This window comes from Psychroserpens sp. AS72, assembly GCF_038900375.1.
Classification (GTDB): Bacteria; Bacteroidota; Bacteroidia; order Flavobacteriales; family Flavobacteriaceae; genus Psychroserpens.
In genome coordinates, this window is record NZ_JBBMRC010000003.1 from 432,815 (window position 1) to 457,825 (window position 25,011).

At 31.9% G+C, this 25,011-nt stretch carries 28 protein-coding genes; 2 read left to right on the forward strand and 26 right to left on the reverse strand.

Translation table 11 applies throughout. From position 1 onward, the window contains the following. Positions 1 to 19: 19 nt before the first annotated feature. The 20 genes from WNY78_RS08090 to WNY78_RS08185 all read right to left on the reverse strand — a co-directional run bounded on the left by WNY78_RS08090 (position 20) and on the right by WNY78_RS08185 (position 15,679). On the reverse strand, positions 20 to 916 hold the full coding sequence (locus tag WNY78_RS08090) for a 3-hydroxyacyl-CoA dehydrogenase (protein WP_342872695.1): 897 nt from the start codon (positions 914 to 916) through the stop codon (positions 20 to 22). Positions 917 to 937: 21 nt separating this feature from the next. Further along, a complete protein-coding gene (locus WNY78_RS08095; RefSeq protein ID WP_342872696.1) occupies positions 938 to 1,606 on the reverse strand; it encodes a BON domain-containing protein in 669 nt (222 codons plus the stop codon). A 173-nt stretch (positions 1,607 to 1,779) separates the two neighbouring features. After that, positions 1,780 to 2,433 (reverse strand): BON domain-containing protein, encoded by a 654-nt coding sequence (locus WNY78_RS08100; RefSeq protein WP_342872697.1) that lies wholly within the window; start codon positions 2,431 to 2,433, stop codon positions 1,780 to 1,782. A gap of 212 nt (positions 2,434 to 2,645) precedes the next feature. Next, entirely contained in the window at positions 2,646 to 3,122 is a 477-nt protein-coding gene (locus WNY78_RS08105; RefSeq protein WP_342872698.1) for a DNA starvation/stationary phase protection protein, read from the reverse strand. Positions 3,123 to 3,190: 68 nt separating this feature from the next. Further along, on the reverse strand, positions 3,191 to 3,832 hold the full coding sequence (locus WNY78_RS08110; protein WP_342872699.1) for a DUF2238 domain-containing protein: 642 nt from the start codon (positions 3,830 to 3,832) through the stop codon (positions 3,191 to 3,193). Positions 3,833 to 3,921: 89 nt separating this feature from the next. After that, on the reverse strand, positions 3,922 to 4,494 hold the full coding sequence (locus WNY78_RS08115; protein ID WP_342872700.1) for a DUF308 domain-containing protein: 573 nt from the start codon (positions 4,492 to 4,494) through the stop codon (positions 3,922 to 3,924). 16 nt (positions 4,495 to 4,510) lie between these two features. Then, positions 4,511 to 5,011, reverse strand: a complete 501-nt coding sequence (locus WNY78_RS08120; protein ID WP_342872701.1) for a hypothetical protein — start codon at positions 5,009 to 5,011, stop codon at positions 4,511 to 4,513. Positions 5,012 to 5,029: 18 nt separating this feature from the next. Continuing rightward, complete coding sequence (locus tag WNY78_RS08125) at positions 5,030 to 5,536, reverse strand: hypothetical protein (RefSeq protein WP_342872702.1); 507 nt, start codon at positions 5,534 to 5,536, stop codon at positions 5,030 to 5,032. Between the two features lie 10 nt (positions 5,537 to 5,546). Further along, a complete protein-coding gene (locus WNY78_RS08130; RefSeq protein WP_342872703.1) occupies positions 5,547 to 6,257 on the reverse strand; it encodes a 2,3-diphosphoglycerate-dependent phosphoglycerate mutase in 711 nt (236 codons plus the stop codon). 45 nt (positions 6,258 to 6,302) lie between these two features. After that, positions 6,303 to 7,121: a DUF1269 domain-containing protein gene (locus tag WNY78_RS08135; protein WP_342872704.1), complete on the reverse strand. Its 819-nt coding sequence runs from the start codon at positions 7,119 to 7,121 to the stop codon at positions 6,303 to 6,305. Positions 7,122 to 7,175: 54 nt separating this feature from the next. Continuing rightward, entirely contained in the window at positions 7,176 to 7,448 is a 273-nt protein-coding gene (locus WNY78_RS08140; RefSeq protein ID WP_342872705.1) for a DUF5661 family protein, read from the reverse strand. Between the two features lie 261 nt (positions 7,449 to 7,709). Then, positions 7,710 to 8,984: an MgtC/SapB family protein gene (locus WNY78_RS08145; protein ID WP_342872706.1), complete on the reverse strand. Its 1,275-nt coding sequence runs from the start codon at positions 8,982 to 8,984 to the stop codon at positions 7,710 to 7,712. 10 nt (positions 8,985 to 8,994) lie between these two features. Continuing rightward, positions 8,995 to 10,677: an AarF/ABC1/UbiB kinase family protein gene (locus WNY78_RS08150; protein WP_342872707.1), complete on the reverse strand. Its 1,683-nt coding sequence runs from the start codon at positions 10,675 to 10,677 to the stop codon at positions 8,995 to 8,997. 14 nt (positions 10,678 to 10,691) lie between these two features. Continuing rightward, positions 10,692 to 11,078: a hypothetical protein gene (locus WNY78_RS08155; protein ID WP_342872708.1), complete on the reverse strand. Its 387-nt coding sequence runs from the start codon at positions 11,076 to 11,078 to the stop codon at positions 10,692 to 10,694. A 151-nt stretch (positions 11,079 to 11,229) separates the two neighbouring features. Then, on the reverse strand, positions 11,230 to 11,595 hold the full coding sequence (locus WNY78_RS08160; RefSeq protein ID WP_342872709.1) for a hypothetical protein: 366 nt from the start codon (positions 11,593 to 11,595) through the stop codon (positions 11,230 to 11,232). 7 nt (positions 11,596 to 11,602) lie between these two features. Continuing rightward, positions 11,603 to 11,830: a hypothetical protein gene (locus WNY78_RS08165; RefSeq protein ID WP_342872710.1), complete on the reverse strand. Its 228-nt coding sequence runs from the start codon at positions 11,828 to 11,830 to the stop codon at positions 11,603 to 11,605. A 36-nt stretch (positions 11,831 to 11,866) separates the two neighbouring features. Beyond that, positions 11,867 to 13,006, reverse strand: coding sequence for an ABC transporter permease (locus WNY78_RS08170; RefSeq protein WP_342872711.1), 1,140 nt, complete (start codon positions 13,004 to 13,006; stop codon positions 11,867 to 11,869). Between the two features lie 85 nt (positions 13,007 to 13,091). Beyond that, positions 13,092 to 13,841 (reverse strand): ABC transporter ATP-binding protein, encoded by a 750-nt coding sequence (locus tag WNY78_RS08175; protein WP_342872712.1) that lies wholly within the window; start codon positions 13,839 to 13,841, stop codon positions 13,092 to 13,094. A gap of 5 nt (positions 13,842 to 13,846) precedes the next feature. After that, positions 13,847 to 15,067, reverse strand: coding sequence for an efflux RND transporter periplasmic adaptor subunit (locus WNY78_RS08180; protein ID WP_342872713.1), 1,221 nt, complete (start codon positions 15,065 to 15,067; stop codon positions 13,847 to 13,849). 153 nt (positions 15,068 to 15,220) lie between these two features. Continuing rightward, positions 15,221 to 15,679 carry a hypothetical protein gene (locus WNY78_RS08185; RefSeq protein ID WP_342872714.1) on the reverse strand — a complete coding sequence of 153 codons (459 nt, stop codon included), beginning with the start codon at positions 15,677 to 15,679 and terminating at the stop codon, positions 15,221 to 15,223. Positions 15,680 to 15,855: 176 nt separating this feature from the next. On the opposite strand from WNY78_RS08185, the gene WNY78_RS08190 reads away from it, so the two are divergent. Next, positions 15,856 to 16,728 (forward strand): universal stress protein, encoded by an 873-nt coding sequence (locus WNY78_RS08190; RefSeq protein ID WP_342872715.1) that lies wholly within the window; start codon positions 15,856 to 15,858, stop codon positions 16,726 to 16,728. A 26-nt stretch (positions 16,729 to 16,754) separates the two neighbouring features. Next, entirely contained in the window at positions 16,755 to 17,048 is a 294-nt protein-coding gene (locus WNY78_RS08195) for a hypothetical protein (RefSeq protein ID WP_342872716.1), read from the forward strand. 194 nt (positions 17,049 to 17,242) lie between these two features. On the opposite strand, the gene WNY78_RS08200 is transcribed toward WNY78_RS08195, so the two are convergent. The 6 genes from WNY78_RS08200 to WNY78_RS08225 form a co-directional block, all read right to left on the reverse strand. Beyond that, positions 17,243 to 17,662, reverse strand: a complete 420-nt coding sequence (locus WNY78_RS08200) for a nuclear transport factor 2 family protein (RefSeq protein ID WP_342872717.1) — start codon at positions 17,660 to 17,662, stop codon at positions 17,243 to 17,245. Then, on the reverse strand, positions 17,662 to 21,048 hold the full coding sequence (locus WNY78_RS08205) for a thiamine pyrophosphate-dependent enzyme (protein WP_342872718.1): 3,387 nt from the start codon (positions 21,046 to 21,048) through the stop codon (positions 17,662 to 17,664). Before WNY78_RS08205 ends, WNY78_RS08200 begins: the two co-directional genes overlap by 1 nt. Before the next feature lie 81 nt (positions 21,049 to 21,129). Continuing rightward, positions 21,130 to 21,684, reverse strand: coding sequence for an OsmC family protein (locus tag WNY78_RS08210; protein WP_044632389.1), 555 nt, complete (start codon positions 21,682 to 21,684; stop codon positions 21,130 to 21,132). Positions 21,685 to 21,855: 171 nt separating this feature from the next. Continuing rightward, complete coding sequence (locus WNY78_RS08215) at positions 21,856 to 23,340, reverse strand: aminotransferase class V-fold PLP-dependent enzyme (RefSeq protein WP_342872719.1); 1,485 nt, start codon at positions 23,338 to 23,340, stop codon at positions 21,856 to 21,858. Between the two features lie 29 nt (positions 23,341 to 23,369). Further along, a complete protein-coding gene (locus tag WNY78_RS08220) occupies positions 23,370 to 23,717 on the reverse strand; it encodes a hypothetical protein (protein WP_342872720.1) in 348 nt (115 codons plus the stop codon). 297 nt (positions 23,718 to 24,014) lie between these two features. Beyond that, the gene (locus WNY78_RS08225) at positions 24,015 to 24,881 is read right to left on the reverse strand and encodes an AraC family transcriptional regulator (protein ID WP_342872721.1); all 867 of its coding nucleotides are present in this window, start codon (positions 24,879 to 24,881) and stop codon (positions 24,015 to 24,017) included. Positions 24,882 to 25,011: the final 130 nt, after the last annotated feature.

Sequence of the window (25,011 nt, forward strand, 5' to 3'; positions counted from 1 at the left end):
AATTAAAGTGAATGTCGTCTTATTTCAAAAAATCTGGATCCTTAAATGCTGGATTTGGGTATGAATAAAAACCTTCTCCTGTTGAAACACCCAATTTATTTTTATCTATAAAATTTTCTTTTAGGTATTGTACTGTTTTAATTTTTAAGGTATCATTAGTTTTCTCTGCTGCCATTTTATCAATATTATAAGCTGTAGTAATACCAACAACATCAAGGATTGCGAAAGGTCCTACAGGTGCTCCAGTTGCCTTCATCCACGTTTTATCTATAGTCTGCACATCTGCAACTTCATTTACTAATAAGTTAGTAGCAGCACTTAGTAAAGGTACTAATAAAGAGTTAAGAATATATCCTGGTTGCTCTTTATGCAGCGGTAAAGCCAACATACCAATAGCTTTAGCAAAAGCGACGACATCTTTAAAAACTTTTGGATCTGTAGTATCATGACCCATAATTTCTGCTGTGTTGTGAATCCAAATGGTATTAGCAAAATGTAAGGCTAAAAATTTGTGAGAACGTCCTGTTGCTTCTGCAAATTGACTCGGTAAAAGTGTTGAAGAATTTGTTGCAAACACTGTTTTTTCCGGAGCTACTTTAGCTAATTTATTGTAAAATTCTATTTTTATTTTTGGGTTTTCTGGAACCGCTTCAATTAGTAAATCTGCATCTTTTACTGCTTCAGCTAAATTAGACGTATAGCTTAAGTTTTGACGCGTTTTATCTAGCTGTTCTTGTGTTGCATTTAAATCTTTTTTAAAAGCTTCACACATGGCATTAAATTTTGCTTTTGCTTTTTCCAAAACAGCATCATTAATATCATAAACGGTTACATTAAATCCATGAAATGCGGTTTGAAAGGCGATTTGATATCCTAAAACACCACTTCCTGCTATGGTTACATTTTTATAATTCATTTTAATAAATTTTATTTGTTTTTATAAATAGATTGGGTAATAGTCAACTTCCAATTGATTGATAACATTAGTTATTCCTGGTGCATTATATGCTGCAATTTCTGCATCATCTTTTTCCTTTACAGAATGTACTGTTCCACTTAGTGTTAATTCCTGATTATTGATGGTAACTTTAATATTTTTAGCATCAATATTTGCTGAGCGCTCAAATGCTTTTTTAATTTGGTGTTCTACGTTTTCAGGAGTTGCTTTTGGTTTTAATTGAATGTTGTTGATGACTTCTTTTACACCATATAAATGTTCAATGGTTCTTTTTGCAAAATCCTTTTGATAAGCCCATTCTAATTCTCCTGTTAAATAGATTTTACCGTCTTCAACCTCAACAATAATTTGTTCAGATGGTACAGAAGCATTCCATTCTAAAGCACTTATTGCTGCTTTCGCAATTTCTACATCAGAGTATTTATCGCTATCTGTATATTTTACTTTAATTTCTTCAGCAACGGCTTTTACTCCAGCTACATGTTTAACTGCATTTTCAATACTAATCTTTTTTGGTAAGTCACTTACAATTCCGGAGAGTGTTACAATACCATCATTTACAACTACACCTATTTGGGTTTCATCGATATTGGGTTGCCACGATAATTCGTCTAAAACGTCATTTTTGATTTCTAAATCCGTTTTCATAATTCATACATTTTAAATTGTGTAATTCTTAATTCAATATAAAATTACTGCAGTAAATTATAATATTTACTGACCCAAGTCAGTGTCAAAAAAAATCACCCTAGCACATAAAATGCATTAGGGTGATTTTCTATAAGACAACATTAATTTTGTGTCTTATAAATTCTAAAAAATTAATACACAACTTCCAACTCATTATCAACACTCCATACTCCTGGTGCATAATAAGCTGTTCGTCTTGCATCATCTTTTTCTTTTAGCGAATGAACTTTACCTGTCAATTTAACGTTATGACCTTCAGTCTGTACAGTAATGCCTTTAGAATCAATATCTGCAGAACGTTCGAATGCTTTTTTAATTTTGTCTTTAATGTCTTGGGCTTCCACTGTGTTTTTTAGTGTAATATTATTTAATACATATTTTACACCTGGTAAGTTTTCAACCGCTTTTTTAGAAGCATTTTTTTCAAAATCCCACATCACTTCTCCAGAAAGATAAACCCAACCATCTTCAACTTTAACGTCAATTTTGTTTGAAGGTACAGAAATGTTCCATTTTAAGGCGTTAACTGCAGCTTCGGCTATTTCTGCATCTGATTTGTGTGAAGAAGTACCATACTGTACTTCAATCTCTTCGGCTACAGCCTTTACACCTACGACACTTTTAGCTGCTTTTTCTGCTTCACGCTTTTTAACATAACTATCTACAGTCCCTGTTAGTGTTACAATGCCATCTTTTACAACAACACCAATTTGAGTTTCATCAATACTTGGTTGCCATTCTAATTCGTCTAAGATGTCTTCTTTAATACTTAAATCTGTTCTCATAATTTTTATGATTTAAATTAAACAATAATTATACATCAAAGATATCATGAATGTAAAGTACCAACACTGACCCAAATCAGTCTAATTATTTTTTCTGATAATTTTAACACAGTGGACTATTTTATGGATTACTATTTTTTTAATTAAAAAACCCAAACAGTATACATACCGTCTGGATTTTTAAATAAGATGCATTTATAAATTTATAATGCTTACTTTAAATGTGATCTCAACATCCAAGCTGTCTTTTCGTGCTGTTCCATAAGTCCAGTAAGGTAGTCACTAATACCATCAGCTTGCCATTTATCTGCAATAGGTTTTATTTCTTCTCTAAGGAACATAATAATACTTTCGTGATCTTCTAGCAATTCTGCGAAGATACTTTGACTATCATTTTTACCCTTAGTTTTTTCGGTAAGATGTGTTAATTGTGAATATTTTTCTAGAGTTGCAGGTACGTAATGACCTATCATTCGTATTTTTTCTGCTACAGTATCAACAACGTCTTGTTGTTCTTCGTATAAGGTTTCCAAATAAACATGTACAGCATGAAAATCTGGACCTTCAATATTCCAATGGAAATTTAAAGTTTTTGAATACAATACAAATTCGTCTGCTAATATCTTTGATAAGTGGTCTGTTATAGCTTGTCTGTTTTCTGCTGAAATTCCGATGTTTGGCTTTTTCATTTTATATGATTTTAAATTAATAATCACATAAAGGTATTGGATGTAATAACCAATTATGATGACTTAGGTCAGTCTAGACTATTTTCTTGAGTTTTTTTAATACTGAAATATCCATGGTAGATCAAAGCAGCTAGTATAACACCTAAAAAGGCGACTGCCATATCTTTTTGTGAATCCCAGACATCACCTTGAGTGCCTAAATAGGAAATGCCTTCTTCTACAAAAAACACGTCTGCTACTAACCATTCAATAATTTCATATAGAGCGCTTGTAGATAGAATGATTAAAACAGGTAGTTTTAATGCTAAATTCTTCGGAATTTTAATCCATTTTGAAAAACATTCTTGCAACGGATAATACAATAGTAATCCAAAACTAAAATGCACCAATCTGTCATAGTGATTTCTTGTAGAATGAAATACATCTTCTAACCAATAGCCAAATAGATTCTCTGCATAGGTGTATTTTGATCCATACACATGCAGACATAAAAAAACACAAATTAAGACATAGCTAATATTGTTAAAACGATATTTCGAGTAGGTAAGAATTAAAAAAAGCAGTGCTATTACTGTTAAGGTATTTTCTATAAGCCAATTGTTAATGTCTGTAGTGCCAATTAGAGTATTAATCCACACCAATAAAAACAACAAACCTAACCAAAAAAGCTTATCTCCAATTACAGTAATAGCAGTGTTTCTTAATTTCATTTCACAAATATACACAATAGAAACTCTTGATTTCTAAACTACTAAGTTTGCTGCTAATAGATTTCACAGCTGTTAATAATCTTTTTGGATTATGAACTGAAATCCTTCTTAATTTTTTTCAAACCAAATGCCAGAAATATTCTAAAAACACCTGCAGTTAGAAATGCCATAGCAGTCATATACACAATACTTAAACCTGCAAAAACTGGATTAGCTAATAATAGAAATGAAAATATTAAAGTAAGAAATCCTAAAAACAGTAACCAGCCCCAATTTGGAACATCAGCAGACTTAAACTGAAATGATAATCCAATGTCCATAAATCCTTGAAACAATAACCAAAAACCAACATAAAAAGGAAGAATTGCCATCGTCATTAATGGATGTGTAATGAGTAATAAACCTATAATAATATCTAGAATACCTCCAGCTAGATACCAACCCCAATTATTTATCTCGTTTCTATTAGAAACGGAAAATGCAATTTGAGATATGCCTGACACAAAGATAAACACACTAAAAATAATGCTTAATGACACATAACTTGCTAAAGGTGTTTGAAACACCCAGACTCCAGCAATAATGTATAGAATACCTATTAAAAGAGATATCCACCAATTTTTTACTGCAGATTGTGCTGAACTTAAAATCGTAGTTGCCATAATTATATGATTTTAGTTACTCTACATTATTTTTAAAAAGATCTTTCAAAGCTCTTCCTAGTTCATCCATATCGTGCGTAAACTCACGTTCAAATTTTTGTTCATCAGATTTAGCCTTTGCATTAAAAGTAATCATGTCTTGTTTAAACTCCTCACCTCTTTTCGCTAATTTCTCTTTAAGTTCTTTATTTTTTTGTTCTAGCTTGTCTAAACTTTTTGTCAATTTTTCTTTTTCAGTTTTACTCGCTTTAGCAATTTCACCTCTTAAGATTTCAATCTGTTTTTCTGTGTTTTCAATTGCAGTTTCAGATGATGTTTTAAACTTTTGCCAATCTGATTTTACTGCAGTTTTAATTTCTTCACTTGTGTCTTTTGCGCCTTTTTTTAGATCTTTATTGAGTGTTTTCACATCTTCTTTGACTGTTTTTGCATCTTTTTTAGATGTCTCACCACAACTTGTTAAAACTGTTCCTGTCATAAATGCTATTATGATTAAGGATAAAATATTTTTTTTCATAATTAATTGTTTTAAATTTTATTTATTAATACTATTTGTTTTCCAAAAATCTCTAATTCCAATTATAAGCTCATTCATATCATTAACAAATGATTTTTCAAAAGCTCTTTTTATAACTTCATCAGATTCATTAATGTGCTTCATATTTGTCTTAATTTTTTTATTAATTTGAGCCAATCGTTGTTTGAGACTATTCTTTTTTTGTTCTAATGTATCCAATGCTGAAGAGAACTTTTGCGCTTCTTCTTTATTGACTTTTGAAATTTTTAGTTTTATTTTTTCAATTTGAATTTCTTGTTTTTTAATTGCCTTTTGAGATGCTTTATTAAATGTTTTCCAATCTACTTTTGCTTTTACTTTAAATTCTTCTTGAGACTCTTTTTTTACTTGATTTAAGTTCGCATTTGCGTCCTCTGTGTTTTCTTTAGTTAATTTTGACTTTTCAGTTGAGGTAGATCCACAGCCTATTGATATGATTCCTATCATAATTACTATTACCAATGAGGATAACATATTTGTTTTCATAACTCATTAGTTAAATGGCAACTAGACTATCCTGGGTTAACGCATATTTATCCTTTAGTTTCATAGCATTATCAAACTCAAATACATTTAGTACTCCTGTAAGGACTTCTACTTTAGGATATTCTTTTGGAGCCATGTTTTCTATATGTCCAATTAATGCTCTAATAGAATTGCCATGTGCCGAAACCAAAACAGTCTTTCCTTTTACCAATTCTGGAACAATGGCTTCAAAATAGTATTGAACAGCTCTTTGTTTTGTTTGTTCCAAGGACTCTCCTATTGGTAAATCGCCTATGCTAAGGTTTTGATATCTACGATCAAATTTTGGATGTCTTTCATCATCCACTGATAAACTAGGAGGTGGTGTACTATAACCTCTTCTAATTGCCCAAAACAAATCTTCTCCAACATCTTTTCTTACTTCGTCTTTGTTCCTGCCTTGCCATGCACCATAATTTCGCTCGTTGAGTTTCCAACTTTTCAAGACATCAATATGCATCATATCAGCATTTTCTAAAATAATTGTGGCTGTTCGTATTGCTCTTTTTAGATAGGATGAAAAACAAATATCAATCGCTATATTTTGACTTCTAATAATTTCTCCTGCTAATCTAGCTTCAACAATGCCTTCAGGTGCCAAATCAATATCTGTCCAACCCGTAAAGATGTTCTTTATGTTCCAAAAGCTTTTTCCGTGTCTTACTAGTATTAGCTTTCCCATTTTAATTAAATTTTAGAGTTATGATGCATATCAATTCGTCAATAATTAATCAACAGAATCTTCTCCCAACGCGCTATGCAATTGGTATAGTTTTTCTTCTTCTCTTTTGATACGCTTTTTTAGTCTATTCTTTCTTGCGTTACTATAGGATTCTGAAATAGCATCTTTATACCCTTCAAGACGTGCTTCTAATTTGTTAATTCGAGCTTTTGTCTCGTTTTTAATGTCTTTTAAAGCAGATTTTCGTTTTACTTCCAACTCAGCTATTTCAGCCTTACGCTTCGCTTTTAGGTTGGCAATTTTTGATTTAATTTTTGCTTTTTCTTCTGCAGTTGCTTTTTTAAGTTTTTCGCGTTCATCTTCAATGGCTTCTTCTAAATCTTCAATTTGATCATCTACATAATCATCAAATTCTAATCCTGCTTCACTTCTAATAATTTCTGAACTTAATCCTATAAGAGCGTCATCTACAAACACTGAACTATCTTCTGCAACTTCAGCAATAATAGCAATTGTGCCTACATTCATTTTATTACTGACTTTTTTAATAAAGTCTTCTTCAAAATCATAGCGACTAAAATCCCAAATAGCACCAGCAACTGTACCTGTATACAATCCGATAACTAATCCTAAAGGTCCTGCAAATGCTCCTATAAGACCACCAAAAGCCATTCCTGTAAATGTTCTCCAGCCTTCTCCATCTGTTTGATCGTTTAAAACTTCATATTGGTTATTGTCTTTTTTACGAATCATCATATGTTCATAGAGTGTAATATCTCCATAAGCATCCAATTCTTTAATTTTGTGCAAAGCATCTATAGCTTTTGTTTCTTCCTTAAAAGAAACGACGATAATATTTGCCATTTTTATTGTTTTAAAATATTGTTTTTTTTTCTTAATTCTTTATTCCCTAATAAGTTAACTGGTCTCTTTTACGTTCCAAAAGGCTTCAGCTTCGTTTTCCATTTTTTCTAAGCGTGTATAGTAATCTGGAAACTCTTTTAAATGAGCCCAAGCTATTTTTCCTGTTAAGGCTTTATCATCATTTGTAATATTAGTTTCTGGATATCTTGTCCCATGTTCAAATTCGACATTTATGCCTTTGGTGAATTGATCTATTGGGATGTCATTCCAATTAATACCCAAATTATTGCCGATCTCTTTTGCTTCTTGTGCATTTAATTTTTTCATTGTATTACCATTTATTTGACAGAAAACCCATAAAGTCACTATCAATATTTACAGTATAAAATTACTTTTCTGAATGAAGACTAGCACTGACCTAGGTCAGCATGATGAAAAAAAGTTGATTTTAATTATGACTATCAAGTTTCGGTATTTGCGTGAAGGATTGCAGTGGAAATCCCACAGCTCGACGCAGGAGATGCGAGGAATTGTAACGAAAAGCCTGACCCTTGTGGTCACGCCCTACTTTTAAATATTAAAATGAAACTAGCTTTTAATAACAAGTATATAAATGATTCCAACAAGGATGACGCTACCAAAAGCATAACCAACAAATTTGCCTGCTGTTTTGGAACCTTTAAAAGCGGTTATGCCCAATTTTACTAACATATTACTGATAGTAGCCGCAATGATTACAGAGGAGGCGAGCGTTAATTTATTGCCATCTAGAGAGAATTTTGACATGCTAATGGTAATGGCATCTGTATCTGCCAGACCTGCGATTAAAGCGGAATAATACAAACCACTTTCTCCAAAAAACTGATTGCTATAAAACACGGCAAAACTAATGATGACATAAACTGCTCCAAATTTTATGGCATTTAACATATTTAAGGGATTGCCAAGTTTAATATTGGTGTCTGGTTTTGGGTCGTCTCTACGCATTAATAGCAATGTAGCTATTACACAAATGGCTGTCAATAACCCAAAAGGAAGCACTAAATTAATGAGTATTTTATGGTTAAAAATGTAAGCTAACAAAGCCAATCGTGGAAACATAATGGCTGATGCAACGATGATTCCTGCGCTATATTTTTTTGAAAGTTCTGGAGATTCTTTACTCCTTGAGGCATAATTCCAAGCTACAGCAGTACTTGATATAAGTCCGCCAAGTATCGCAGTGAGTATGATTCCTTTTTTTGAGCCTATAAATTTGACTAGAAAATAACCGATAAAATTTAAGAAAGAAACGATGACTATTATGGAACCAATTTCAAAAGGATTCAATAGGTTATCTGGACCATAGGTTTTATTTGGAAGAAACGGTAGAATTAACAAAGCGACTATTGAAAACTTAATGAATGCAAAAAGTTCTTCGGAAGTAATATTACTAATAACCGAACGGAATCGTGTTTTAAGAGATAGTAAAGTTACGATGATAACTGCTGTTGCGACGGCATCTCTGTAATATTCGACCGACACCATTACGCCTAATATAAAGGTTGCGATTAAGGCTAAGTTGGTTGTAAGTCCGTGTCCATATTCCTCTTGTTTTTGAGAAAACTGATTAGCTGCTAAAAACATAATAAATGCAGCTAGACTTACAATCAATAACCAAGGTGAAAATAGCTCTGTAAGATTGCCTAATGAAAAACCAAGAATAGTAACTATAGGAAAGGTTCGAATACCTGCAATTCCTTTTTCTTCTTTAAGTTTGTCGTATTCTCGTTCTAGACCAATGATTAGACCAATTCCCATACTGATGAGCACTCCTAGAATGTAGGTGTCTATAAATTCAGTTATGCTATGAAATGCGTCCATAAATCAATTATTAAAATTGATTATTTCTAAAAATAGAGATAACAATATAAAAGCCCAATAGTCCAGATAATACAAATCCGATGGCTCCCAATAAAGGAATACCATTAATTAAAGGTGGCATTTTTGCAATGACCAATATTGAAGATCCAATGGATAAAGCGGCAATTATAATTGCAAATACCAAACGGTTAACAGCTTTACTCGATGCCTCTTGTAATTCTTTAAGTCCTTTATGCTCATGAACAATGACTAATTTACCTTCTTTAATTTTTTTTAAGATGGTATTTATATCATCAGGCAGTGTATCTACAAGTTCATTAATATCTTGAAAACGGTTGAGATTTCTTTTAAATAACCGTTTAAGGCTAAAGCGTTTTTTTGTAACTTTAGACGTATATGGTTGCAGATTATCTGTCATATTAAATGCAGGATCTAGTTTGAGACCTACACCTTCAATAATAACCAAAGCCCTTATAAGCATATATAAATAATGAGGTAAGGTTATTTTATTTTCGTATAAAACTGTTTTAAATTGATCGAGAATGCTGCTTAATTTAATATTCTGAAGTGCAGTATTACTCACATCCTCAATTAACTCATATAAATCGTACTCTAACTTTTTATAATCTGGAATTTCTACTTTTACGGCTACCTTCTCTAATAATGGAATAATTTTCTTGACATTCTTTTGAAGAAAGTACAGTAAAAGATCGCTTAGTGTTTCTTGATCATTTGGCATAATAGTTCCCATCATACCGAAATCGATAAAACAAACTTGTTCAGTTTCTGGTATGACAAAGATATTTCCAGGGTGTGGATCTGCGTGAAAAAAGCCGTGTTCTAAAACTTGTTCTAAATATAAGTCGACACCAACTTTAGCCACTTGAGTAGGATTGATGCCTAAGGTATTTAGTTTTTCAATTTCTGAAACTTTAATACCATCAATAAATTCCATACAAATAAGTTGATCTGTACATAACTTGCGATATGCTTTGGGGACATAAATAGCATTATTACCTTCAAAATCTTTAGCAAAGCGTTCCATATTACCAACCTCTCGCAAAAACTGAAGTTCCTCTTTGATACTTTTTTCAAACGCATCTACAATTCGTAAAGGTTCTAAAGCTTTGGCTTTAGCACTATACTTTTGCAGGTTCTTAGCCACTTGTTTCATGACCAAAATATCTGCTTCAATGATGCTTTTAATATCTGGTCGTTGAATTTTAAGAGCTACGTGTTCACCTGTAAGTAATTGTGCTTTGTGCACTTGTGCTAGTGATGCTGCTGCAAGAGGTTCAGGATTTATAGATTGAAAATGCTCTGAATTAGTAATGCCCAATTCTTTTTCAACAACGTCATTGACGTTGAAGTTTTTTAGTGTCGGCACATGATCCTGTAATTTTTCCAGTTCTTTAATTAAGCCTGGCGGCAACATATCATCCCTATTGCTAAATATCTGTCCAAGTTTAACGTAGGTTGGGCCTAATTCTTCCAAAACCATTCTTATGCGCTCATACGTTGTAAATGACAATAGTTTTTGAGTCTCAGGATGACTTTTAAGATAGCTATTTGGAACTAATCTCTTAAGTTTACTACTAGCCATGACATCTTCAAAACCGTACTTTGTGAGCGCGCTAAAAAGGGTATTATATCTTATAATTTCTCTTTTGTTTGGAAGTTTTAAACTACCCATAAATACTATTGATTTTACATATACTTTTCAAGAAACCTAAAAAACTCTTTTTTAAGATTAGCGTAAATTTCTCTTTGAGTTTCCATGCGATTTCTAAACTCCACATGTCCTTTAGCTAATGGTACATCAATTGCGTCCTCACCTGTTATACTTTGACCAGCGATACGTTCTTCATGTTCTTCAATAGATTCTTGTAAATCGTCTATGACACCTCCATGAAGGATAAATTCATTTTGATAATGTTCTAATTGCTTAAGTACATCTTTATCTGTCCATCGTGTTACAAGTTCACTCAATCGATTATTAAAAAATTTTAGTTCGTCTTCCCAAAAGGCAAGTTCTCCTTTCCATTGTACGTGCTCAAAATGCATATTTGAATTGTATAATACTTCTTTTTCCATGATTGTATAAATTTTAAAATTGATTTTTATTCTATTAATCAAAGGTGATTAATTACTAAAAGATATAAAATGACTTATGTCATTCTTGTATGATTTTAGTATAAAAAAGGGACATAAATAACTTTCTATTTAGGAACTATGAGTTACGATATTAAATCTTAATAATATCAGTAGGAGTTTCGACCAAAATTGTCTTATCGCCTCGTAACGCAATAGGTTGTTTCATAATTTCCGGATTGTGTTGTATCATCTTTATCCAGTCATCTGTAGACAGATTGTGGTGCTCAAATTTAGTTTCATAAGCTGGATGGTCTTGGTTAACAAGATCTGCAACTTGCAAATGTAATCTATCAGCAAGTTCTACTATTTGTGTGCCTGTTAATTTGGTTTTTAAGATATCGACCTCTTGAATGGCTAATCCTTCAGCTTTTGCATAAACCAAAGTTTGTTTAGCTCTTACAGATTTGGAACTGTAATACAATGTTATCTGTCTATTTGATGTTGCAATCTCTCCCATAGTTATACTATTTAGATTTTTTGTTTTTAATTTTCTCTTCCGCTATATAATGACCTAATACTTGCTTTAAACTTTCTAGATATTCGGTCATTACCTTTTTATCCATATGTGGATGTTTACTTACAGGCAATGTCAGTGGATTTTCATCTAAAGACCGATAAAGCTCTGGATAATCGGTTTCAATAGATGTTGTAAGCTGTGTAATTTCTGTAAGAATATTGTGTAAATCTTTCATTATCAAAAGTTTTAATTATTAAGTTAATAATATGTTTTACTCATAACGCAAGGCATCAATAGGGTTTAATTTTGCTGCTTTTCTTGCAGGAAAGTATCCAAAAGTAATACCAACAAGTGCTGCAAAGCCAAAGCCAATCAATATAGAATACATGGCTGTTGGAATATAAAAACTGGTTGCTTTATAAATAATTTGATTTCCAATAATTCCAAATAAAACACCTAAAAAACCACCAACCAAACTTAATACAATAGCTTCTATTAAAAATTGAGTAAGAATATCACTTTCCCTTGCACCAATGGCAAGTCTTGTTCCTATTTCACGTGTTCGTTCAGTAACGGAAACCAACATAATATTCATAATACCAATGCCTCCAACAAGCAATGATATACTAGCAACTGCTCCTAATAAAATGGTTAAAATCCCTGTAATATTTCCTGTAATTTCCTGAAGTTCGATTTGCGTCATAATCTCAAAATCGTCTTCATCTTCATCTTTTATTTTATGAGATTCTCGTAACAATTCAGTAGCTTCCATTTCGGCATCAGCAATATGGTCTTCACTCAACGCGCTTGCCATAATCATGGTATAACCTCTTTGGTGACCATACAGTCTATTTTGCACAGTGGTATAAGGCGCTATTATAATATCATCCATATCTTGCATACCTCCTGAACCTTCTTCTGTTAACAAGCCTATGACAGTAAAAGGCACTTTATCAATGCGTATTTGTTGACCAATAGGATCTTCTCCAGGAAAAAGTTCTTCTCGAATGGTCTGTCCGATAACACAATACTTTTTTGCGGTTCGTACATCATCTTCAGTAAAAAAACTTCCTGATTGAATCGCTCTACTGGTAATATAAAAATAATCATAAGACACACCATAAACCATCGTAGATTTATAGCCACTTGGTCCAATAGCTTGTGCACCAATAGCGACCAAAGGCGATAATTGAGGCATCCAAACAGAATTTTTTTGAAGCATATCAAAATCTTTCTCATCTATAGGTCGTCCCATTCTCACATTTATTCCAGCTTTATGTTCCGACTTGGTCTGGATCATCAATAAATTAGTTCCTAACCCAGAAATCTGATTTTCAACCTGCAATGTGGCTCCTTCTCCTGCGGAAATAGTCATAATAACTGCAGCAACTCCTATAATAATTCCGAGCATGGTTAATAAACTCCGTGTTCGGTTCTTATTTATGGATTTAAAAGCCACTTTGAATATTTTAAAAAACCTTCTCATAGTTTTGTTTTTAAGGACTTACAGGTTTTTCTAATTCTTTCATTGCAAATGCTTTGGTGCTTCTGTTTTCAATAATTTTATCAGATATAATACGTCCATCTCTTAAATAAAGCATGCGTTTAGCAAATTGAGCAATTTCTGGTTCGTGTGTAATCATTACAATCGTCTTTCCTTCATTATTCAATTGAACAAAAAGGTCTGCAATATCGATACTGGCTTTACTATCTAAATTCCCTGTAGGTTCGTCTGCCAAAATAAGCGCTGGATTATTAACTAAAGCTCTGGCAATAGCAACACGCTGTTGCTGACCACCAGAAAGCTCATTGGTTTTATGATAAATTCGATCTGCCAAACCAACTTGTTCTAATGCCTTTTTAGCAAGTTCTTTTGAGTTAGAAAATTGACCTGTTCTATCATAAATAAGAGGCAATTCTACATTTTCTAAAGCAGTGGTTCTAGACAATAGATTATAACTTTGAAAAATGAAACCTATTTTTTGGTTTCGCACATCTGCCAATTGATTTTTGTTTAATGAATTTACACGTACACCATCTAAATCATATTCTCCAGACGTTGCTCTATCCAAACAACCAATGATATGCAATAACGTGGACTTACCTGAACCTGAAGCTCCCATAATTGCAACAAATTCACCTTCTTCAATAACCATATCGATATCTGTAAGTGCATGCACTTCAATCTCACCGTTTTTGAATACGCGACTTAGCTTTTTGGTCTCTATGACTTTTTTTAAGGGCATATCATTTATTTTTTTGCTTTAATTCCGTTGATTGCTTTGATGTTTTCTGATATTTCAGAACCATCTAGAAACCGTATTATTTCAGATTGCAAACCCGTTTTAATTCCAGTTTCTATAAACTTAAAATCTAAGGCACCATTGTCATTTTTAAAAAAGAAACCATTAATATTATTGGGCAAATTTTTCTTAAAATTAGTGGGTGTAAACAACTCTTCATTGTTAATGTCATCATTAAATTTGACTTGAAGCGAATCTGGCAGCATTGTTTTAGATCGCTCTTCTAATATGGGTTTAATGTCTAAGAGCATATCTTCAGTTGGTCTAAAACGTAAAGCAGAATTATTAATGAGCCATACATTTTTTGCTTTAGCAGTAATAAACTCAATATTTGCCGTCATACCAGGAATTAATAAGCCTCCTTCATTATCGATATCAATAACAACTTGGTAATTAACCACATTATTGATTTCTATAGGCTGTAATCTGATTTGACTTACTTTTCCGAAAAATTCTTTTTCAGGATAAGTTTGTATGGTAAAACGAACCTGCATACTATCTTTGATATAACCAATATCACTTTCATCAACATCTGCTAAAATTTGCATTTTAGATAAATCTTCAGCAATAATAAACATGGTTGGTGTAGAGAAGCTAGCAGCAACTGTTTGTCCTTCATCAACAGTTTTTTCAATAATAATTCCATTGATAGGTGACATAATTTTAGCATACCCAATATTAACGCGAGCGTTTGTTAAAGATGCTTGTGCTGCTTTTTTGGAGCTTACAGCTTGCTCATAACTAAATTTTGACGTGTTATATTCCTGTTGAGAAATAACCTCTTTTTCAAACAATATTTGATTTCTTTTATATTGATCTTCAACTTGATTTAATTGCGCTTGACTAACAGCTAAATTAGCTTTTGCGGATTCTAAGGACGTATTTAACATTTTCATATCCATTACAGCAAGTAATTGTCCAGCTTGTACTCTATCGTTATAATCCACATAAATTTTTGAAATTGTACCAGATATTTGTGTTCCTACATCTACAGTATTAATCGCTTCTAATGTACCTGTACTCGACACATCAGACTCTATATCTCCTTTTTGTAGAGTCGTATAGGTATAGTTTAATGTTTTAGATCCCAATTTTGGTTTTAAATAGAAATAGCCTACCACAGCAACCACAATAATTAAGATGATAATTAACCATTTGTACTTTTTCATTTTTATAATAGTTTTATGACAGTAAAATTACTTTGAAGTATTCAAAGATTTAATGATATTAATCAGTACAGAGATTTAACATATAAAAAATCGCAATAATTAAATTCCATATATCATGATTACTGCGATTGGTGAAACTAAATTTTAAACAAACTATTTAGAACGACGATTAAGTTGACGCACTAAAGTCTCTCCTTCGATTATATGTTCGGTAATGGTGAAGACTTCTTTTCTATTTTTTCTGAAATCCTTTACAAATTGAGCAAGTTCATTTTCAAGTATTTCATGTTCGTCTCTAAATTTATCTGAGACATATGTAAACGGATCATCTATCAACTCAGCTAGATGATGCAAATGTTTATTTGTTTTTTCTAATAATGAATCACATTGTTTATCTATTTCAAGTAGATTGACTTCAATCTCTCGAACTTTATCTATATTTTCTTTTTTAGATATCCACAAAAAATATTTATCAATAAGTTGATGTAAAAATCTTAAATCATCTCTAAAAAATAAAAGATCTGACTTCCAATGTTCTGTAAGCACATATAGTTTTTCCCAATCTGCTTCTTGAATATAATTGTCTTTTGGTCTGTTTCTAAAATCGTTCATATTATTGATTTTTAAAATTGTTTCAATGAAAAATTAAGAACACAAAGGTAATCCTGAAGTTCTTTAAAGGAAATGACTTATATCAGTATAAAAAAAACATAAACTGATATGTATCATTTGTTTGTACTTCAATAGGTTATAATTTAGATCTTTTAAAATAAACAACTCAGGACACAATGAAAACGATACTAAACGCCACCGATTATTCTGAACGCTCAGTAGCTGCATTAAAATATGCTTATTCATTAAGTAAAGCTATTGGAGCTCAATTAAAAGTGATTCATATTTTTGATTATCCAACATTATTAGATGAATTAAGCTTAAAGGCTCAAGATCCATTTCCAGACATTGAAGGTGATGCTTTTAGAAAACATAACTTAAAACTAAATAATTTTTGCAAAGAACATTTAGGTACAGATTTAGAGAAACTGAATGTCACAGTTGAAGCTATTGAAGATAAATCTGTAGTTAACGGAATCATCTCAAAAGCTAACAAAATAAAACCCTTATTAATTATAATGGGAGTAAAAGGCGGAAGCGTATTGCGAGAAATTATCATGGGTAACACAACCATGCATCTACTTGAAAAATCACCTTGCCCAATTCTCTCTATTCCTGAAGATACAAGTCGTACAAAAATTGAAACTATTATTTATGCTACTGCTTTTGAAGAAGAAGACTTAGGAGCCATAAATAAACTAACCGAAATTGCCGAACCTCTTAATGCTAAGATTAAAATAGTCCATGTGTCTTCATTAAAAAAATCACAAGTAGGAATAGAAGAAAAGAAAGAGATAGAAGATAAAATCCATAAATATATTACATACTCTAATATAGAGTTAGACATTATATATTCAGATGCTGTTTTTGAGGATCTCAAAATATACTTTGGAAAAGCAAATGCTGATATCATTGCCATGCTAGAATGTGAAGACAATGGTGGGTTTTCAAAAATATTTCATAGAGATTTAGTTAAAAAAATGGAATCTTATGGTAGAATTCCATTGATGAGCTTTAACGCTAAGAATTATGGCATATTTCATTTATAAAATTAACAACTTAAACCTGTAATAAAATGTCCAGAAGACTATTTAGAATCGTTATTTTAGTAGCAATTGCTATAGGAATTTATCTTTTTATTTCAAAAGAATCATTTTCCAAAAGTTATTTAATTGTAATTTCAAGTATTGATTTTTTGATCCTTAGCTTTGGAATTCATGGATTAATAGCACATTCCCTAAGTCCGAAATCAAAAGGAGAGTTAATCACTTTCCCTCTCTTAATGTGGGTACTTTGGGCTATTTTATTTCTAGTATTCGTGTTCTTTATTATCCCTATTTACTGTCCAGATTTTTTGATTGATATGTAATGCTTTACATTATAATGGTTATTCTTGAATCAGATATAGATAGTCATAGCCCATAAAACCTAAACATTCAAATTTAGATACATGATTTCAGTAAGTTTTATTACTAAAGTTTGATGCCGTATGAACTAGTTACTTGCCAATACAGAAAGTAACATACAGGTATTTATAAACTCTCACCTTCAGACAATAAAAATTTACACTACGAAGCTATCATTACTTAATTGACCAATAAAGGTATGCTTTATAATTTTTTCTTCTTTAATAAAAAACGTCTCTGATGCCATTGAGATACTAAATATTGGTGAATGTGCATGCCAAACGATATAAGCGACCTCGTTTTCAAAAATCATTTTGTCAAGGATTAAAACAGTATTGTCGTGTGAAAAGTGTTTTGCTAATTCGCTCATAAATTCTCTAATTTCTTTGAGACCTTTATACGTTTTAACAAGGGTAATAAGTATTGATTTATTTGTGTAATTGGACATCATTGCATCTATATCATTCTCGTATAATGCATTTAAATAATGCGTTACAATTCTTTCAGACACTTTAGTAATGTCTTCATTTACAACATACATGTCATCCATTTCTATGGAATTACATCCTTTTTTCATCACTCTGTCAAATATTGGTGTATTTTAAAACGCTTGTCTACATTTTTTTGCAATTGATTGACTAATAAATCATGTGATACATCTTCTGATGTTAAACACTTCGCAAATCGCTTTTCTAGCTTTAAATAGGCTTCAATGTTTAGTGTTGGAAGCTTAGAATCTAGTTGAAAAGGCTTCAGTAATCTAGGATCATTTCGATACAATAACCACTGTCCAGAAGCCACTGCAGCTTTGTGATACTGACTTGGATTTTTCATATCGATACCATGAGATTCACTATGGCAATAAGCCATTATAATAGATGGTCCATTAAAACTTTCAGCGTCGTTAAAGGCTTTCAAAGTTTGTTCTTGATCAGCACCAATCGCCACAGAAGCCACATAAACATTGTCGTAATTCATAAGCATGAATCCTAAATCTTTCTTCAGCTTTTGTTTACCATCAAATGAAAATTTTGCTTCGGCTCCAAATGGTGTCGATTTCGATGTTTGTCCTCCTGTATTATCATAGACTTCGTTATCTAAAACAAGAATATTTACGTTTTCTCCAGAAGCCATAACGTGGTCTAATCCACCAAAACCTATATCATAAGCCCAACCATCTCCACCGACAATCCAAACACTTTTTTTAACTAAACTATCAGCAACTTGTAATAATTGTTTCGCTTCAAAAGCAGTCCTGTTTTTTAACTGTTCTTTTAAAAGTCCTATTCGATCTCGTTGATCACTTATTTCAATTTCAGTTTGTTGAGACGCTTTTAGAATATTAGTAATCAAATCGAAATCTAGTTTAGAACTCAGTTTTTTTAATAGCTCTCTTGCCTGTGCTTCCTGTTGATTATTTGATAACCGAAAACCTAGTCCGAACTCAGCATTATCTTCAAAAAGTGAATTTGACCATGCAGGACCTTGACCTTTATTGTTTTTTGACCAAGGTGTTGTGGGCAATGCTCCACCAAAAATTGAACTTGATCCCGTTGCATTTGCAACCAAAAGCCTATCTCCAAACAATTGCGATAGCAATTTTAAATATGGTGCTTCTCCACAACCTTCTACTCCATTTGAATACTTAAATAATGGTCTTTGCAGTTGTTGTTGACTTACTTTTGTGACGTCTATTTTTATTCTATCAAATTCTGGAATCGTTTCAAAATAATTCCAGTTATCAATATCATGTACCTGTTTTTCTTTAAAATGAAGAGCATTAACAGAACAAGCATCTATACAATTATGACAGCTATTACAATGTTCTGAATTAATCTGAATGGTGTAGTTTAATAAATCAAATTCAGTAGAACTGGTGTACTTGAAATTACGAGGAACAGTTTCTAAAAAACCATCATCAAACACTTTGATTCGCAATGCTGCTTGCGGACAAACCATACTGCATGCTCCACATTGCGTACATGCTTCAGCATCCCAAATTGGTATGTATTCTGATAATTGTATGGAATTAAATTTAGAGGTATCACTAGCAAAAGTACCATCACTAGGTAAACCACTTACAGGAATATCATCGCCTTGGTTCTCTAATAACTTTCCTAACATAGTGCTGGAAAAGCCATTGTGATTTTTAATAGCACTAGCATTATAATTGGTTTGATTTTCGGTATCAACTTTTATGATATTTTGAATGATTTCTTCAGGTAATTCTTCAGAAATAAATTCATTATACAATGCCAAAAACGCGGCTTGTAATGCAGAAATCGAATAATCTCTAACGACATAATCGGACTTTAAAATAGTTGAGTTTATAATATATAACGAGATGTTTTTATCAATTATTTTTTCTTGTATTTCTGCGGAAAGTGCGTGCCAAAATGTGTTAGACGCTAATGAAGAATTAACCAAAAGTGTGCCGTTTGGTTGTATGTTATTTAGGATTGTGGCACTATTAATGAAATTGACATGTTGTAGCGCAATAAAATTGGCACTATTAATTAAATATGGTGCCTTTATTGGTGATGATGCGATTCGTAAATGTGAACTTTGTTTGGAGTTTGATTTTTTATAATCGCATTCTGAATACGATTGCACAAAATTATCATCTTGGCTACCTATAAGTTTAGCTAATTCTGAAATGTCTTGAGTAGATTTTTGTTGATGAAAAATGGCTTGATACATTACTGTATCTAATTGAATATTACTCGAATAATCAAGACTTGTGTTTTTCACATCGTCATTTATACCAATTGTGAAATTGTTTTTTGGCTGCTCCTGTTTCAAATTAGGAAAAATGGCTGCAACCATATTTGGTGTAAATTCTTTTGACGATAAACCATATCGTCCTCCAACTATTCTTGGAAACGTTAGAATTTCTTTTGTTTGAAAAGCTTCTGACACAGACTGAATAATATCTAAATACAATGGTTCACCTGTTGAACCAGCTTCTTTAGTTCTATCTAGAACAGCAATTGATTGTACTGTTTTTGGTAACGCTTTGATTAAATGTTTTGTACTAAACGGTCTAAACAAGCGCACTTTTATGAGTCCGTATTTTGCTCCTTTAGAATTTAAAAAGGTGATGGTTTCTTCAATCGTTTCCGTTGAAGATGCCATAGAAATAATAATTTGTTGGGCTTCAGGATGACCAACATAATCGAAAAGCTTGTACTGTCTTCCTGTTAATTCCGCGAAAGCGTTCATTTTATCTTGTACGATATCTGGACAAACATCATAAAAAGGATTGATGGCTTCTCTACTTTGAAAAAACACATCTGGTCCTTGTGAAGTTCCTCTAATTACAGGATTATTAGGATTAAGGGCGCGTTCTCTATGTGATTTTATATCTTTATTATTCATCATAAATTGAATAATACGATCAGGAATTATTTCAATTTTAGAGATTTCGTGGGACGTTCTAAAGCCATCAAAAAAATGCACAAAAGGCACTTTAGATTGCAAGGTCGCTGCTTGAGAAATTAAAGCAAAATCTTGCGCTTCTTGTACTGAAGCACTACCTAACATGGCGTAACCAGATTGACGAACTGCCATAATATCACTATGGTCACCAAATACAGAAAGTGCATGCGTAGCAATACTTCTGGTAGCAACATGAATGACATTTGATGTTAATTCGCCTGCAATTTTATACATGTTTGGCAACATTAACAATAAACCTTGTGATGCTGTGAACGTTGTTGATAATGAACCCGTTTGCAAAGCTCCATGCATGACTCCTGCTACTCCTGCTTCACTTTGCATTTCGAAGGTTGTTGGTATACTACCAAAAATATTTCGTCGTTTTTCGGCACTCCATTGTTCCACCAACTCACTCATTTCAGATGCTGGCGTAATTGGATAAATAGGACAAACCTCATTGGTTTTATACGCTATTTTTGCAACCGCCTGATTTGCATTCACTATATGATAAATTGGTGTTTTCATTGTTAATTTTGACTTGTTTTTGATTGAATTAAAAAGGCTGCTACAAAATGAGCAGCCTTTTTTAGAATAGGAGTGCCTTAATTACTCTTTTACAATTTCAATAGAAACTGGTGTTGGATTAGTAATCATATCGAATACTGGTGAGAATTTTGCTAATTGCTCTAATTGCTCTGCAGATGCATCCGATTTCACTTTTAATGTAAACTTGATACCATCAAATCCCATACGTACTTCAGGATCTAATCCTAAAAAGCCATGTAAATCTACTCCACCTTTAATGTTAGATTCAGCGCTTTCAATATCAATTCCGTTGGCAGCTGCGTGATAAACCATCGCTCCAGTTAAACAAGAACTTAAAGCATGTAATACTACTTCTGGAGGTGTTGGTGCTTCATCTTGTCCTAATAATACTTGAGGATGGCTACATTCTAAGGAGAATGTTTCTTGACGAGATTCGTCTTCTGCTCCTACACCATAGAATCCTTTGATATTAGACACACAATGTCCACCATCTATCCAATTGTTTTTTGCTCTGAACTGGAATTTTGCCAATTCTGGGTTGGTTTGTACTGCACCAATAGTTTCAACTAATTGATCCACGTTTACTCCGTTTTTAATGTTTGCTGTTGTAATCATTGTTTTAAAAATTTAAATTATTAATATTTGTTTGGTACAAATGTATTGTGATTTCAAAGCGTAGAATTTACTCTAAAGTTCAAATTGTTTGGTGAAAAGTTCAAAGCAAAAAAAAGACCATCTTTTTACAGATGATCTTGGTTTTCAGTTGGTTTAAGTTTTTATAATGACTTATTTTGATAGTAATTCTTTATGTAATTTTCGTCCTTCAGCGACTACAATATCAACGATTTCCTCAATGTCTTTTTTAGAAGTTCTAAAGTTTACGATACAACTCCTTAAACAATAGGCATTATGAACAATAGCATTAGACACAAAAACTTTTCCGCCTTGTTGCAAATTATTTACTAAGGTTTCATTTAATTTGTTAAGATATGCTTCTTGATCTTTAATGTCTTTCGCTAGTTCTGTAGGTATATATCTAAATGTTGTGATACTTAAATTTTGTGTTACGGCTTCTAATTCTGAATGGCTATGAGACAAATTAAATAATAGTTTTGATAATTCAATATCTTCACTAATCATTTCTCTATAGCCGTTTCTTCCTACTTGCTGAAGCATTAACCATATTTTCAAAGCTCTAAATCCGCGTGAATTCTGAAGTCCGTATTCATAAAAATTCTGTTCCGCATTTTCGGTCGCAAAATTATAATATTCAGGATGTGAACTATAAGCATCTACTAAATGTTTTGGATTTTTCACCAAGGTGCAACCTGCTTCTAACGGACTATATAACCATTTATGAGGATCGATAGCAATAGAATCTGCGTCTTTAATCCCTTTAAATGTCATTTCTAATTCTGGAAGAATATTTGCTGGAACTCCATAAGCTCCATCGACATGAAACCAAAGGTCATATAATTTACAAATCGATGCAATACCTTCTAAATCATCCACAGTACCTGTACTTACATCTCCAGCTGTTCCTACTACAAAAAAGGGGTCATGACCATCTTTAATATCTGAAGTGATGGCTAATTCTAAAGCTTCCAAATTCATTTTATTATCGGCATCTGTTTCAATCCATCTAATGGCATTTGTTCCATGACCGAACAGAATGGCTGCTTTATCAATCCATGTATGCGTAGATTTAGAACAATACATTATTAATTTTTTTGAATTAGAATTAATTCCATTTTCTTTTATATCAGATGGAGCTTTTGCTGTTCTTGCAGCAAGAAATGCGGTGAAGTTTGCCATATTTCCACCACTGACTAACACACCTCCATAATCTGAAGAGACACCTACAAACTCAGCTAACCATTGTATGGTTTGTTTTTCAATTTCAGTAGCCATTGGACCCAAAGCAAATGCGCCAACATTTGGGTTTACGGTTGCTGCCAGCATATCACCTAAAGCACCAATTGGAGCAGCAGAACCTGTGATGTAACCCATAAATTTTGGATGACCATTAAATAAGGAATGGTTAAACAATAAATCAGTTGCTTGACCTAATAAAGTTTGATTAGACATGCCACTTTCAGGAAATGATTTATTACCTAACAGACCTTGTAATTGCTTTGGTTTTTCGCCTGTTGTTACAGGTTTATTCGCTATAGTTTCATTAAACTCAGAAATACTTTCGATTAATTTGTAACCTAAAGATTTAAATTCTTTTGATGATATTTCTAATGGTGCTTTTCTATGCTTTTCCATAGTATTCGGATTATTTTTCAATGTAATAGTTATGCTGCACTATCTAAAATGCGTTCTAGGTTTGTGAAAATAGAATTAATAATCAAGTTATTCCTTTTTTTTGACAATGAGAATATTGTTTTAATTTCTAGAAATAAGGTATGTAATTCTTCTTTAGAATATGCTTTGTTTTCTAAAGCTAAACGAATTTTTTGAATGCTTTGATAATCATTATCCATAGTAAACTCATTATAGATTTTATCAAATATAGGTTTCCTAATTTCAAATGTATTATAGTCTATATTTTGTATTGATTTTGTAAAATCGGTATTTATACAGAATAGTAATAAGTATGTTTTTATATCTGTTTTTGACCAATTTGAATTATTTTTTTTCATTATATAGTGTTATTGATTTTTAATAATGACGTACTTACAGCATATTTTGTATATACTTTATTAAAGCTTTCATGATGAGATATTGAAAAAACACGTAGCTGAATGTTGCTATAAAAGAAATAGCAAATACTACTTTTAGAATGCTCAAATAGTAGGTTTGAATGAAAGTAAATACACTGTCCATAATTTTAAGTTTTAATTACAGGACAAATGTATCTTGACTTTAAAGTGTTGGATTTTCTTTAAAGTTCAATTAATTTGGTAAAAAGTTCAAGTGTAAAAAATCTATAGAATATACTATTGAAAATACTGCTTTCTGTACTGATTTGGTGGAAGTTGGTACTTTTCTTTAAAACTATTATTGAAGTGTGAAGTGTTTTTAAAACCGCTTTCCCAACAGATATCGTTAATATTCAGCTCTTCGTTTTGAAGTAGTAATTTGGCATATTCAAGACGCTTATTATTTAACCATTTGCCTGGTGTTTCTTTAAAGTGATTCTGAAAATCTCTTTTAAAGGTAGAGAGGCTTCTTCCTGACAATCGTGCGTAGTCTTCCAAATTCAAATCACTTTGAAAGTTTTTCATCATTACGTCAATAAGGTTTGTTTTCTCAACGTGTTGAATAGAATTAAAAAGACCAATCAACTCTTTATTTGAAGGGTTTAATGAAATATTAAAAAGAAGTTCTTTAAATTTCATTTCTACTAAACCTCTAGGTATATCCTTCCCTACTTTCAAATAATTAAAAACTGTTAAGAAAAGAGAACGTAATGGGTCGTTAACATCAATCTCATAAATTTGATTTTTAAGAAAATCTACAGAGACTTTAGGAATTGATTCTTTATATTCTTTACAAAATCGACGAACAAAATCATCTGTTATAAAAAACAGCAAACTACAATAATCTTCTTCAAAGTATTGTTTGGTATTATAAACACCTTTTCTAATAAAAAGTGCATCTCCTTCTTTTGCGTTATAGGTTTTATCTAAAGCAGTGTAGTCTTTTTTACCACTCACAACATAGGTTAAGAAAGGTATTTCTGTCCATAGCTTAAAATTTTCCATTTCAATTGGGCAATTAAACTCTACAAACATATAGTCATCACTAACCAGTTTGTTAAAATGAGGTTTCGAAAGGAAAAATTCTTTTAAATTAAGTGCCATACTCTCAAAGTTAATAAAAAAAATAAATCATATCAAAGCACACGAATTAATATTGAACTATAAATACGGGATTTGTCCTATTGTACAATTAACTTATTTTGTGATACTCCTATCATCAATTTATTTAAGC

Excerpts from the sequence above, each read along its gene's own strand:
- WNY78_RS08090 (WP_342872695.1), bottom strand. The coding sequence starts at position 916 with ATGAATTATAAAAATGTAACCATAGCAGGAAGTGGTGTTTTAGGATAT.
- WNY78_RS08095 (WP_342872696.1), bottom strand. The coding sequence starts at position 1,606 with ATGAAAACGGATTTAGAAATCAAAAATGACGTTTTAGACGAATTATCG.
- WNY78_RS08100 (WP_342872697.1), bottom strand. The coding sequence starts at position 2,433 with ATGAGAACAGATTTAAGTATTAAAGAAGACATCTTAGACGAATTAGAA.
- WNY78_RS08105 (WP_342872698.1), bottom strand. The coding sequence starts at position 3,122 with ATGAAAAAGCCAAACATCGGAATTTCAGCAGAAAACAGACAAGCTATA.
- WNY78_RS08110 (WP_342872699.1), bottom strand. The coding sequence starts at position 3,832 with ATGAAATTAAGAAACACTGCTATTACTGTAATTGGAGATAAGCTTTTT.
- WNY78_RS08115 (WP_342872700.1), bottom strand. The coding sequence starts at position 4,494 with ATGGCAACTACGATTTTAAGTTCAGCACAATCTGCAGTAAAAAATTGG.
- WNY78_RS08120 (WP_342872701.1), bottom strand. The coding sequence starts at position 5,011 with ATGAAAAAAAATATTTTATCCTTAATCATAATAGCATTTATGACAGGA.
- WNY78_RS08125 (WP_342872702.1), bottom strand. The coding sequence starts at position 5,536 with ATGAAAACAAATATGTTATCCTCATTGGTAATAGTAATTATGATAGGA.
- WNY78_RS08130 (WP_342872703.1), bottom strand. The coding sequence starts at position 6,257 with ATGGGAAAGCTAATACTAGTAAGACACGGAAAAAGCTTTTGGAACATA.
- WNY78_RS08135 (WP_342872704.1), bottom strand. The coding sequence starts at position 7,121 with ATGGCAAATATTATCGTCGTTTCTTTTAAGGAAGAAACAAAAGCTATA.
- WNY78_RS08140 (WP_342872705.1), bottom strand. The coding sequence starts at position 7,448 with ATGAAAAAATTAAATGCACAAGAAGCAAAAGAGATCGGCAATAATTTG.
- WNY78_RS08145 (WP_342872706.1), bottom strand. The coding sequence starts at position 8,984 with ATGGACGCATTTCATAGCATAACTGAATTTATAGACACCTACATTCTA.
- WNY78_RS08150 (WP_342872707.1), bottom strand. The coding sequence starts at position 10,677 with ATGGGTAGTTTAAAACTTCCAAACAAAAGAGAAATTATAAGATATAAT.
- WNY78_RS08155 (WP_342872708.1), bottom strand. The coding sequence starts at position 11,078 with ATGGAAAAAGAAGTATTATACAATTCAAATATGCATTTTGAGCACGTA.
- WNY78_RS08160 (WP_342872709.1), bottom strand. The coding sequence starts at position 11,595 with ATGGGAGAGATTGCAACATCAAATAGACAGATAACATTGTATTACAGT.
- WNY78_RS08165 (WP_342872710.1), bottom strand. The coding sequence starts at position 11,830 with ATGAAAGATTTACACAATATTCTTACAGAAATTACACAGCTTACAACA.
- WNY78_RS08170 (WP_342872711.1), bottom strand. The coding sequence starts at position 13,006 with ATGCTCGGAATTATTATAGGAGTTGCTGCAGTTATTATGACTATTTCC.
- WNY78_RS08175 (WP_342872712.1), bottom strand. The coding sequence starts at position 13,841 with ATGCCCTTAAAAAAAGTCATAGAGACCAAAAAGCTAAGTCGCGTATTC.
- WNY78_RS08180 (WP_342872713.1), bottom strand. The coding sequence starts at position 15,067 with ATGAAAAAGTACAAATGGTTAATTATCATCTTAATTATTGTGGTTGCT.
- WNY78_RS08185 (WP_342872714.1), bottom strand. The coding sequence starts at position 15,679 with ATGAACGATTTTAGAAACAGACCAAAAGACAATTATATTCAAGAAGCA.
- WNY78_RS08190 (WP_342872715.1), top strand. The coding sequence starts at position 15,856 with ATGAAAACGATACTAAACGCCACCGATTATTCTGAACGCTCAGTAGCT.
- WNY78_RS08195 (WP_342872716.1), top strand. The coding sequence starts at position 16,755 with ATGTCCAGAAGACTATTTAGAATCGTTATTTTAGTAGCAATTGCTATA.
- WNY78_RS08200 (WP_342872717.1), bottom strand. The coding sequence starts at position 17,662 with ATGAAAAAAGGATGTAATTCCATAGAAATGGATGACATGTATGTTGTA.
- WNY78_RS08205 (WP_342872718.1), bottom strand. The coding sequence starts at position 21,048 with ATGAAAACACCAATTTATCATATAGTGAATGCAAATCAGGCGGTTGCA.
- WNY78_RS08210 (WP_044632389.1), bottom strand. The coding sequence starts at position 21,684 with ATGATTACAACAGCAAACATTAAAAACGGAGTAAACGTGGATCAATTA.
- WNY78_RS08215 (WP_342872719.1), bottom strand. The coding sequence starts at position 23,340 with ATGGAAAAGCATAGAAAAGCACCATTAGAAATATCATCAAAAGAATTT.
- WNY78_RS08220 (WP_342872720.1), bottom strand. The coding sequence starts at position 23,717 with ATGAAAAAAAATAATTCAAATTGGTCAAAAACAGATATAAAAACATAC.
- WNY78_RS08225 (WP_342872721.1), bottom strand. The coding sequence starts at position 24,881 with ATGGCACTTAATTTAAAAGAATTTTTCCTTTCGAAACCTCATTTTAAC.